The following is a 10,335-nucleotide window of genomic DNA, read 5'->3' as shown; positions in this document are numbered from 1 at the left end:
GCCGCGGTGCTGGCCGCGGTGGCCCTGTGCGCCGCGGTGGCGGCCGGGATCTGCGGTCAGCGGCCCGTCAGCCGCGCTCGTCGGCTCCCGACGTGGTCTCGAGGGGGGCGTCCACCCCGCCGTCGGTGAGCATCGGGACGTCGAAGACGAACTCGGGGATCGCGAAGGCGTCCACCAGGGTCCGCGCCTTGCCCGCGAGCTTGGTGCACAGGCGGTTGCGGGCGGCGGTCGCGGCCTTTGTGCGCTCGGTCGTCAGGCGGTTGTGCTCGAGGAACCACCCCTTGTCGCGGTCCACGATGTCCAGGACGTAGAGGTCACACAGCGTTCCCAGGACCTCCTTGGCCTCGGGGTCCTCGCAGGCGTCCACGGCCTCGGCGAAGCGGGCGAACACCCAGCTGTCCATGTGCGCGCGCCCGGCCTGCAGCATGTGGTCCTGCGCCGAGTTGAACACCTTGAACGCCGCCGAGCCGTCCTCGCCCTGGGCCTTGCGCAGGCGGCGGGCGACCGTCTCCAACAGGTGCTCCTCGCGGTCCACCAGCAGTTCCAGCTGGTTGGCGCGGTCGAGCAGGTCCGTGTTCTCCCGGTCCGTCACCGTGTCGATGAGCTTCTGCCACAGCGTCGACGCGCGGGCCTTCTCCTGCACCACGTCCACCGCGGTGGTGAGGGCGAAGGCCACGGTCTCGCGCTGGTCCATGTCCCCGAACTCCGCGGCGTAGGCGCCGAGCAGCTCTTTGGCCACCAACTGCGTCAGCACCACGTTGTCGCCCTCGAACGTCGAGAAGACGTCGCAGTCCGCGCGCATCTCGGTGAGCAGATTCTCGGCCATGTACCCGGCCCCACCGCAGGCCAGACGGGCCTCGATGATGGTGTCGTTGGCGAAGCCCGTCACGGTGGCCTTGATCCCCGCGGCGTGGGACTCCATCTCGCGGCGTCGCTCGGCGTCGAACGCCTCCGGGTTCTTCTCGAAGTCGTGGAGCTCGGCGACGATCGCGTTCTGGGCGCACGCGTAGGCGTACGCGCGGGCCACCCGCGGCATCAGTCGACGCTGGTGCTCGCGGTACTCGAGCAGCGGGATGCCCTTGCCCGTCGCGGGGTGGTCGAACTGGCGGCGGATCAGCGAATACCGTACCGCCAGTGCCAGTGAGGTCCGGGCCGCGGCACCGGCGGCCGCACCCACCGAGACCCGGCCGCGGATCAGCGTGCCGAGCATGGTGAAGAAGCGGGCACCGACGGAGTCGATGGGCGACGAGTACTGTCCGTCGGCGTCGACCGCACCGAACCGGTCGAGGAGCGCCTCACGGGGAACACGGACGTGGTCGAACATGATCTTGCCGTTGTCCACGCCGAGCAGTCCGCCCTTGTGCCCGTGGTCGGTGGTGGTGACCCCCGGCAGGTCGTTCCCGGCCTCGTCCCGGATCGGCACCAACAGGCAGTGGACGCCGTGGCGGAGCTCCTCGCCGTTCTCGGCGTGGGTGATGAGCTGCGCGAACACCGCGGCCATGGAACCGTCGCGGGCCGCGTTGCCGATGTACCACTTCTCGGAACTCGGAGTGGGGGAGTGGACGACGAACTCGCCGGTCTCCGTGTCGAAGGTGGCGGTGGTCTCGAGGTTCTGCACATCCGACCCGCCGCCGAGCTCGGTCATGGCGAAGCAGCCCATCAGGTCCAGGGACATGACGCCCGGCAGGTACTTCCCGCGCGTCTCGGCGTCGCCGAGATTGGCGATCGCCCCGCCGAACAGACCCCACTGCACGCCGGCCTTGACCATGAGGGACAGGTCGAGGTGGCCGAGCATCTCGAAGGAGGTCAACGCCCCACCGGTGTCCCCGGTGCCGCCGTCCTCGGTGCGGAACCCCAGCCCGGGCATGCCCGAGTCGGCCAGGCGCCTCATCTGGTCGAGCACGTGGGCGCGGTGCTCCTCCATAGTGACCCCGATCGGGTTGAGCATGTCCGGGGTCATGGCCTCGCGCGTCATCCGCCGTGCGTCCGCCCAGCGGCCGTCGAGGACCTTCTGGAGCCCGGCGGCGAGGGCGGGGTCCCCCTGGCCGGTGGTGGTGATGCGGCCGTAGTGGGGATGGCCCGTGTGGGTCGTCTGGGGGGCTGCCGCCCCCGGGGCCGCGGCGTTCTGGACGTCGGTCTGGGAGGTCATGACACGACTCTACGGATCGTCCACGCCGAAGTGCACCGGTAGCGCGGCCGGAATCGGACCGTCAGGGGACGCAAATGACCGAGGTCCCGGACCGTGAACGGCCCGGGACCTCGCATTGTCGGGGTGGCGGGATTCGAACCCACGACCTCTTCGTCCCGAACGAAGCGCGCTACCAAGCTGCGCCACACCCCGGTGACAACGAGGGATACTCTAGCGCCCCGCCGGGTGATTCGCGAAACCGGGGTGATTCGCGAAACCGGGTCAGGCCGGCAGCGGCACCCGTTCGCGCAGAGGCGTCTCCGGCACCGTCGCGTCGTCTCCGCCACCGCCGGGTCCGGCGACCAGTTCGAGAAGTGTGGCCTCGGGCCTGCAGAACGTCCGGACCGGCACGTACGGCGAGGTCCCGAGTCCGGCGGACACGTGCAGGACCAGGTTCCGGCCCCACGCGGACAGGCCCTGCGCCCGCGAGCGGTCGATGCCGCAGTTGGTGACGATCGCCCCCGTGGGCAGGCAGAGCTGTCCGCCGTGGGTGTGGCCCGCCACCGCGAGGTCGTACCCGTCGGCGTCGAAACGGTCCAGTACCCGGGGCTCCGGGGAGTGGACCAGCCCGATCCGCAGGTCGAACGCCGGCCCGGCGGGTCCCTCGATCTCGCTGTAGCGGTCGCGACCGATGTGGGGGTCGTCGACGCCCGCCACCAGGACGCGCCGGCCGTCCACGACGATCTCCGCACGCCGGTGGGTGGCGTCGACCCAGCCCCGCTCGGAGAACGCCGCCTTGAGGTCGCGCCACGGCAGCGGGACGGACGAGTGCTTCTTCCGGCCGATCCCGAGGTAGGACAGGGGGTTCTTGGGCACCGGGGCGTAGTAGTCGTTGGAGCCGAAGACGAACGCCCCGGGCCGGCCGAGCAGCGGGCCGAGCGCCTGCACGACCGACGGCACCGCGCGCACGTCCGACAGGTTGTCGCCGGTGTTGAGCACCAGGTCCGGCTCCAGCCGCGCCAGTGCCGCCAGGAAGTCCTGCTTGCGCTTCTGGCCGGGCATCATGTGCAGATCCGAGATGTGCAGGATCTTGAGGGGCTCCGACCCCGGCGCGAGCAGGGGGAGCGAGTGGCGTCGGACGGTGAACGCGTTGCGCTCCCACCCCGAGGCGTAGACGGTCCCGGCCACGACCGCCCCCGCGAGGACGGCCGCCGCGCGGGCGGAGGGACTCGACGGGGTGCTCTGGGGCCGACGTGAGGGGCGTTGCATCATTTCACTCTACCGGCGGTTGCGGGAACCCTCCCCGGCCGCGGCGACTACCTCGGGGGCGAGATGGTGATCGGTGCGAGCCCGGGGACGTTGAGGACGACGGGCTCGTCGCCGATCGCGGCCCCCGGTCCGGACGCGCCCTGGCCGTCGGTGCCCCGCGCCGCGGCACCGCCACCGCCGCCCGAACCGTCGGAGACGCGGAGGGTGATCTGGGATCCGGGGATGCCGGTCCCGCCGTCGAGTCCCACGACCGTCCCGTAGGGGCGTCCGGTGCCGGACACGAACTGGGTGTTGACGACGAATCCGGCTCCGGTGAGCAGGGAGGTGGCCGCCGACTGGCTCATCCCCTCGACATCGGGTGTCCCCGCCCCGCTGGTGCCCGCCTGGAACGCGGGATCCGGCGCGGGCAGCTGGACCGGGCCGTAGATCTGGGCGATCGGGGCGAACGCGGAGAACCAGGTGTTGGCCGGCTCGAGACCGCCGAAGAGGTTTCCGTACGAGCACTGCCGCAGCGGGCTGGTGCACAGCTCGCTGGTGGTGGTGCCGTCGTTGAAGGCGTAGACGGCGGCGGAGTAGTGGTTGGTGAAGCCGAGGAACGCGGAGGAGCGGTTGGCCTCGGTCGTCCCCGTCTTGCCCGACATGGGAAGGCTCCACCCCGCGGCACCCGCGGCGCCCGCGGCGGTGCCGGCCCCCACGTGGTCCTTGGACAGGGCCACCGAGAGCGTGTCCGCCAGCCCCGGCTCGACCACCTGCTCACACCCCGGCTCGCTCAGCTCGACCGGCTTGCCGGTGCGGTCGGTGATCGACTCGACGGGGCTCGGCGGGCACCACATCCCGCCGGAGGCGAGGGTGGCGCCGACGTTGGACAGTTCCAGAGCGTTGACGGCCGTGGGCCCGAGGGTGAACGACCCGAGGTTGTTCTTCTTGATGAACCCGGCGATCGAGTCGCCGTCCGCCGCGGTCCCCTTGCGGTCGTACGACCGCATACCGAGCCGCACCGCCATGTCCACGGTGGGGGCGACCCCCACGTCCTTGATGAGGTTCACGAAGGTCGTGTTGGGCGACTGCGCGAGCGCGTCCGCGACGGACAGGGAACTCGGGTACGACCCGGCGTTCTCCACGCAGTACTGGGCGGGCGGGCACCCGCGCGCGCCGCCGGAGCCCAGGCCCGAGACCTGGACGCGGCGGGGGACGGCCAGGCTGGTGTTGGTGCCCATGCCCTTCTCCATGGCCGCGGCCACCGTGAAGACTTTGAACACCGACCCCCCGCCGTCGCCGACCAGCGAGAACGGCTGCGGCTGGACGGTCTGGCTGTCGCCCAGTTCGAGGCCGTACTGGCGGCTCGAGGCGATCGCCACGACCTTGTGGGACTCCCGGCCGGGGCGCACGACGCTCATGACCTCGGCCACGCCCTGGCCCGTCGGGTTGCCGTAGGTGTTGAGCGACCGCTGCACCGAGTCGTGGACGGTCGGGTCCAGGGTGGTGCGGATGGTGTACCCGCCCTGCTGGACCATCTCCCGGCTCAGGCCGTTCTGGTCCAGGTAGTCCAGCACGTAGTCGCAGAAGAACCCCCGGTCACCGGCGGTGATGCAGCCACGGGGCAGCGAGTTGGGCCGCTCCAGCACACCGAGGGGTTCGGCGGCGTAGGCCGCGCCCTCGGCCGGCGTGATCGCGCCGGTCTGGACCATGGTGTCGATGACGGTGTCGCGGCGGTTCTTGGTGTCCTCGGGGTTGGCGTACGGGTTGAACATGCTGGTGGACTGGATCATCCCCGCGAGCATGGCGGACTGCGGCACGGTGAGTTCCGAGGCGTCGACGCCGAAGTAGGTCTGGGCCGCGGTCTGGACCCCGAAGGAACCGTTGCCGAACGAGATCAGGTTGAGGTACTTGCTGAGGATGTCGTCCTTGCTCATCTCGCTGTCCAGCGTGAGCGCCATCCGGATCTCTTTGATCTTGCGCGCCGGTGTGGTCTCCACGGCCGCGCGGCGTTCCGCGTCGTTCTCCGCGGAGACGAGGAACTGGTAGTTCTTGACCAGCTGCTGATCGATCGTCGAGGCGCCCTGCTGCACGTCCCCGGACGTGGCGTTGGTGAGCGCCGCGCGGATCGTGCCCCGCCAGTCCACACCGTTGTGGTCGGCGAACCGGCGGTCCTCGATCGCGATGATCGCCAGCTTCATGTTCTGCGAGATCTCCTCGCTCGGGACCACCACCCGCTGCTGGTCGTACAACCAGGCGATGGGCGTCCCCTCGGAGTCGGTGACCGTGGAGATGGACGGCAGATCACCCTTGATCAGGTCCGCCGAGGTCCCGGACAGCGAGTCCGCCATCTTGTTGGAGGCCAGCCCCGCCGCCCCGGCGATCGGGAACAACGACCCGGCCGCCACCACCCCGGCCGCGACACAGGTCGCGACCAGCTTTCCCAGCGAACTCATAGCCGACACGGGGCCAGAGTACGTGAACACCCCTGTCCCGCCACCCCGTGAGGCGTCCGCAGCACACGACTCTTTACTTCTGTTGTGTGACTACGGTAACAATATGAGGGAGCGCGGGACGTTTCGAACCCGGATGATGTCGTGGTCCGACGGCACTCACGGCCGAGAGGCTCCCGTGGACACCGTGGGCCCGCCGCGCCGGGTGGGTCCAGAAGGCCGGAGGCGTGTACGGCAACCCGTCCGCGACTCCACACAGACAGGGGTACATCGATGACGGCCACCCTTCCCGGGACCTCCCGCACCGACGACGCCGGGGTCCGCCCCGGTTCAAGCAATCCCCTCGGGTCCGAGGAGACGATCATCGGGGAGGGGCGCCAGGAATGGGTCGCCCAGGCCCGGTGTAAGGACATCGACCCGGACGAGCTCTTCGTTCGCGGCGCCGCGCAGCGCAAGGCGGCCTCCATCTGTCGCCACTGCCCGGTCCTCCTGCAGTGCCGGGCCGACGCGTTGGACAACCGCGTCGAGTTCGGGGTCTGGGGCGGGATGACCGAGCGTCAGCGCCGCGCTCTGCTCAAGCAGCATCCCGAGGTACGGTCCTGGGCCGACTTCTTCGCCCAGCAGATCGAGCGGCACACCGTCATCTACTGACGTCACCTGATCGGCCCCGTACCCCGACACCGACGCGACCCGCGGCTCCCGCCGCGGGTCGCGTCGTATCACCGGGTCCGGTCACCCGGATGACCGTCCGGCCGCTCTGGTCATCCGCAGAGCTGGTCGCCGGGACAGCTGGTCACCCGCAGAGCTGGTCGCCGACCGAGCGCAGGGCCTCCAGGTTGGAGATCTCGAACGGCAACGACGGCACGCCCACGATCCGCACGTCCGGATGGGTGTCGGTGAACGACTCCAGCAGGCGGACCTCCTGCTTGGCCGTGCCGGCCCGGTCGGCGTGGATCCGCAGCACCGCCTCGGCCTCCGGGTTCCCCGCCAACCGGTCGGCCGCAGCACACGCCTGCTCGGCCGTGAGGTCGGTCAGCCGGGGGTGGGTGCGGTTGATCACGACCCCCGCGAGCGGCATCTCCTCCTCCGAGAGCCGCTCGGCGAAGAACGCGGCCTCGCGCAGGGCGGGACGTTCCGCGGACGAGACCACCAGGAACTCGGTGCCCTTGCGGCGCAGGATCGCCTGGGTGCGCGAGGCCCGGGTGGCGAATCCACCGAACGTGGAGTCCAGCGCCACGACCATCTCGGAGGCGTCCTTGAGCATGGACGAGCCGACGACGGCCGAGACCCCCCGCATCGCCGTGCTCATGGCGCCGGTCATCAACCGGCCGACCCCGCGACCGGGCGCCGCGAACACCCGCATGAGACGGCTGTCCATGAACGCGCCCAGTCGGCGCGGGGCGTCGAGGAAGTCGAGGGCGTTGCGGGAGGGAGGGGTGTCGACGACGACGAGGTCCCACGTCGAGTCGTCGAGCAACTGGCCCAGCTTCTCCATGGCCATGTACTCCTGCGTGCCGGCGAAGGAGGTGACCATGGTCTTGTAGAAGTGGTTGTCCAGGATGGACTGCGCCTTCTCGGGCGTGGTGTTGGCGGTGACCAGCTCGTCGAACGTGCGACGCATGTCGAGCATCATCGCGTGCAGCGACCCGTCCGAATCCGCGTGCTCGGGTCCCAGGTCCACCCGGGACGGCTCGTTGGAGAGGCTGTCGATGCCCAGCGCCTGCGCGAGGCGCCGGGCCGGGTCGATGGTGAGCACCACGGTGTCGCGGCCGAGCTCGGCCGCACGCAGGGCCACCGCGGCGGCGGTGGTGGTCTTGCCCACGCCGCCGGCGCCGGTGCAGACCACGACACGGGTCGCGGGGTCGGTGAGCATTCCGGTGATGTCGAGACGACGAGTCATGTCAGTGCACTCCCTGATCGGCGAGGGCGGAGGCGAGGTCGTACAGGTCGGCGACCTCGACGCCGTTGGGCAGGGCCGGCAGCACGAGGGTCGGGCAGCCGGACGAGGTCAGGGTCTCGCCGGCCGCGAGCTGGCCGCGGGCGACGCGGGCGTGTTCGATGGCCTCCACCAGGAGCCCCTGCAGGCCCTCGTCGTCGAGCTCCACACCGGTCTCCTCGAGCCCGGCCAGCACCGCCTCCGCATCGATGTCCTCCTCGGCGATCCGCTGGAGCGCGGCGTCGTCGAGGTGCCTGGTCTCGGCCCGGTTGATGATCACCTGGCCGACCCGGAGGTCGTGGGAACGCAGCTCCTCGATCGCCTCGATGGTCTCCTGGACCGGTAGCGACTCGAGCAGGGTGACCAGGTGGACGACCGTCTGCGGGGAGTGGACCAGCTCGGAGACGGCATCGGCCTGGCGGCGGATGGGCCCGCCGGCGGCCAGGTCGGCCATCGCGGTGGTCACGTCGAGGAACTTGCCGATGCGGCCCGTCGGTGGGGCGTCCACCACCACGGCGTCGTACACGACCTCCTTCTTGGCGTGCTGGCGCGTGACGACCTCGTAGATCTTGCCGGTCAGGAGCACGTCCTTGAGACCGGGGGCGATGGTGGTCGCGAACTCGATCGCGCCCACCGACTTCATCACCTTGCCCACCACCCCGAGGTGGTAGAAGGTGTCGAGGTAGTCGAGCATCGCGGCCTCGATGTCGATGGCCAGCGCGAACACCTTGCCGCCGCCGTCCACCCGGGCCACGAGTTCCTCGCGGTACGGCAGGGGGGCGCGGTCGAAGATCCGGGAGATTCCCTGGCGTTCCTCGACCTCGACCAGCAACACGCGCTTGCCGGTGGAGGCCAGTGCCAGCGCGAGCGAGGTGGCGACCGTGGTCTTGCCCGTTCCCCCCTTCCCGGAGACGTAGTGGAGATCTGCGCGGGCGGAGGAGTCGGACCAGCCGGTGGACAGCTGGTCGGCGATGGTCGCCCTCGTCGACTGTGTCCCCTGGGTTCGTGTCGCCTGCGTTCCTGGATTGTCGGTGGACGGCATGCATTCCAGACTAAGCGCTTCCACCACCGCGCGCGGGCTGCTCTCGACTTCCCTAGAGTGGGGGCATGAGCGAATCCACCGCAGCCCGGTTCGAGTACGCGACCGTCCCGCTGCTCACCCACGCCACCAAGCAGATCCTCGACCAGTGGGGCAGTGACGGCTGGGAGCTCGTTTCCGTGCTGCCCGGGCCCACCGGCGAGCAGCACGTCGCCTACCTCAAGCGCCGGCTCTGATGTCGGAGGGCGAGGGCGGCGGCTACTGGACCCGCAAGCTGGAGCAGCTGGGGATCGACCTGCCGACCGTGGTCACCCCGCTGGCCAACTACGTCCCCGCCGTGCGGACGGGGGCGTACGTCTACACCTCCGGTCAGCTGCCGATGGTCGACGGTGCCCTCGCCGCGACCGGCAAGGTCGGCGCCGGGGTCGCGCCGGAGGTGGCCGCCGGTCTCGCCCGGACCTGCGCACTCAACGCGCTCGCCGCGGTCGACGGCCTGGTGGGCATCGACTCGGTGGTGCGGATCGTCAAGGTCGTCGGGTTCGTCGCCTCGGCGCCGGGCTTCAACGCCCAGCCCGCGGTGATCAACGGCGCCTCGGACCTGCTGGGTGAGATCTTCGGCGACGCCGGCGTCCACGCCCGCTCCGCCGTCGGGGTGTCCGAGCTGCCGCTCGACGCGCCCGTCGAGGTCGAGCTCATCGTCGAGGTCGAGGGCTAGGGACGGACCATGGCGACGTCCGGCGGTCTGGCCCCGATCACGTTCCCCGCGTACGAGACGCTGCGCCCCGTCACCGACCTGGCCGGCGTGATCCTCTGCGACAACCCCTCGGAGATGACCTTCGAGGGGACCAACACGGTCGTGCTGAGGGCCCCGGGATCGCCCACCGCCGTGGTGGTGGATCCCGGTCCGGACGATCGCGCGCACGCCGAGCGGATCGCCGCCATCGTGGGGGAGATCGAGCTCGTCGTCGTCACCCATCGTCACGGGGACCACACCGACGGGATCGACCACCTCCGCGCGCTGACCGGCGCGCCGGTCCGAGCGATCGGGGAGCGGTACTGCCGCGACGCCGGGCCACTGGTCGACGGCGAGGAGATCCACGCCGCCGGGCTGGACATCATCGTGCTGGCCACGCCCGGGCACACCGTGGACTCGGTCAGCCTCGAGGTACGGCCCGCAGGCACCGGGTTCACCGCCCCCGCGGACTGCGTGGTGCTCGGAGACACGATCCTGGGCCGCGATTCGACCGTCCTGGACTCGACCGATGGCGACCTGGGCGACTATTTGGAGAGCCTCGACCTGCTGGCCGCCCGCGCCGACGGTGTCGTGGGTGTCCCCGGGCACGGGCCGGACGTGGACAACACCGCGCGCGCAGCCCAGGTGCTCGCCCGCCACCGGCGGGACCGGCTCGAGCAGATCGTGGCCGCCCGGGAGGAACTGGGTCCCGGCGCGTCCGCCGAGGCCATCACGCAGCACATCTACCAGGACGTCACGCCGTTCCTGCTCAAGGTGGCCGAGCAGTCGACGCTCGTGGCC

The 10,335-nt window shown here is 70.7% G+C and carries 9 protein-coding genes and 1 tRNA gene; 4 read left to right on the top strand and 6 right to left on the bottom strand.

The window, feature by feature from the left end; all coding sequences use genetic code 11:
- Positions 1–67: 67 nt before the first annotated feature.
- The 4 genes from G6028_RS02775 to G6028_RS02760 form a co-directional block, all read right to left on the bottom strand.
- Positions 68–2,149: an acyl-CoA dehydrogenase family protein gene (locus G6028_RS02775; protein ID WP_182657976.1), complete on the bottom strand. Its 2,082-nt coding sequence runs from the start codon at positions 2,147–2,149 to the stop codon at positions 68–70.
- A gap of 118 nt (positions 2,150–2,267) precedes the next feature.
- Positions 2,268–2,341 (bottom strand) — tRNA-Pro (locus G6028_RS02770).
- A gap of 69 nt (positions 2,342–2,410) precedes the next feature.
- Positions 2,411–3,397 (bottom strand): metallophosphoesterase, encoded by a 987-nt coding sequence (locus tag G6028_RS02765; RefSeq protein WP_182609467.1) that lies wholly within the window; start codon positions 3,395–3,397, stop codon positions 2,411–2,413.
- 47 nt (positions 3,398–3,444) lie between these two features.
- The gene (locus G6028_RS02760) at positions 3,445–5,829 is read right to left on the bottom strand and encodes a transglycosylase domain-containing protein (RefSeq protein WP_182657977.1); all 2,385 of its coding nucleotides are present in this window, start codon (positions 5,827–5,829) and stop codon (positions 3,445–3,447) included.
- Between the two features lie 270 nt (positions 5,830–6,099).
- Here G6028_RS02760 and G6028_RS02755 point away from each other — a divergent pair, with 270 nt between their 5' ends.
- On the top strand, positions 6,100–6,477 hold the full coding sequence (locus G6028_RS02755; RefSeq protein ID WP_170114850.1) for a WhiB family transcriptional regulator: 378 nt from the start codon (positions 6,100–6,102) through the stop codon (positions 6,475–6,477).
- A gap of 142 nt (positions 6,478–6,619) precedes the next feature.
- Here the strand turns inward: G6028_RS02755 and bagB are convergent, their stop codons facing one another.
- A complete protein-coding gene (gene bagB / locus G6028_RS02750) occupies positions 6,620–7,726 on the bottom strand; it encodes an ArsA family ATPase (RefSeq protein ID WP_179524408.1) in 1,107 nt (368 codons plus the stop codon).
- A 1-nt stretch (position 7,727) separates the two neighbouring features.
- A complete protein-coding gene (bagA, locus tag G6028_RS02745; RefSeq protein WP_241730491.1) occupies positions 7,728–8,804 on the bottom strand; it encodes an ATPase BagA in 1,077 nt (358 codons plus the stop codon).
- Between the two features lie 65 nt (positions 8,805–8,869).
- Here bagA and G6028_RS02740 point away from each other — a divergent pair, with 65 nt between their 5' ends.
- The 3 genes from G6028_RS02740 to G6028_RS02730 form a co-directional block, all read left to right on the top strand.
- The gene (locus G6028_RS02740; RefSeq protein ID WP_182657975.1) at positions 8,870–9,037 is read left to right on the top strand and encodes a Sp36 family protein; all 168 of its coding nucleotides are present in this window, start codon (positions 8,870–8,872) and stop codon (positions 9,035–9,037) included.
- Positions 9,037–9,516, top strand: a complete 480-nt coding sequence (locus tag G6028_RS02735; protein WP_182657974.1) for a RidA family protein — start codon at positions 9,037–9,039, stop codon at positions 9,514–9,516. Before G6028_RS02740 ends, G6028_RS02735 begins: the two co-directional genes overlap by 1 nt.
- Before the next feature lie 9 nt (positions 9,517–9,525).
- Positions 9,526–10,335 (top strand): MBL fold metallo-hydrolase (locus G6028_RS02730; RefSeq protein WP_182657973.1); only part of this gene is annotated, 810 nt, incomplete at its 3' end.

It is taken from the genome of Dietzia cercidiphylli, assembly GCF_014145145.1.
GTDB classification, from domain to species: domain Bacteria; phylum Actinomycetota; class Actinomycetes; order Mycobacteriales; family Mycobacteriaceae; genus Dietzia; species Dietzia natronolimnaea.
Note: the sequence above shows the minus strand (reverse complement) of the source record. Positions and strands in the feature narration are given on the sequence as shown.

Coding starts and splice junctions, on each gene's coding strand:
- G6028_RS02765 (WP_182609467.1), bottom strand. CDS start 3,397: ATGCAACGCCCCTCACGTCGGCCCCAGAGCACCCCGTCGAGTCCCTCC.
- bagB (WP_179524408.1), bottom strand. CDS start 7,726: ATGACTCGTCGTCTCGACATCACCGGAATGCTCACCGACCCCGCGACC.
- G6028_RS02740 (WP_182657975.1), top strand. CDS start 8,870: ATGAGCGAATCCACCGCAGCCCGGTTCGAGTACGCGACCGTCCCGCTG.
- G6028_RS02775 (WP_182657976.1), bottom strand. CDS start 2,149: ATGACCTCCCAGACCGACGTCCAGAACGCCGCGGCCCCGGGGGCGGCA.
- G6028_RS02760 (WP_182657977.1), bottom strand. CDS start 5,829: ATGAGTTCGCTGGGAAAGCTGGTCGCGACCTGTGTCGCGGCCGGGGTG.
- G6028_RS02755 (WP_170114850.1), top strand. CDS start 6,100: ATGACGGCCACCCTTCCCGGGACCTCCCGCACCGACGACGCCGGGGTC.
- bagA (WP_241730491.1), bottom strand. CDS start 8,804: ATGCCGTCCACCGACAATCCAGGAACGCAGGCGACACGAACCCAGGGG.
- G6028_RS02735 (WP_182657974.1), top strand. CDS start 9,037: ATGTCGGAGGGCGAGGGCGGCGGCTACTGGACCCGCAAGCTGGAGCAG.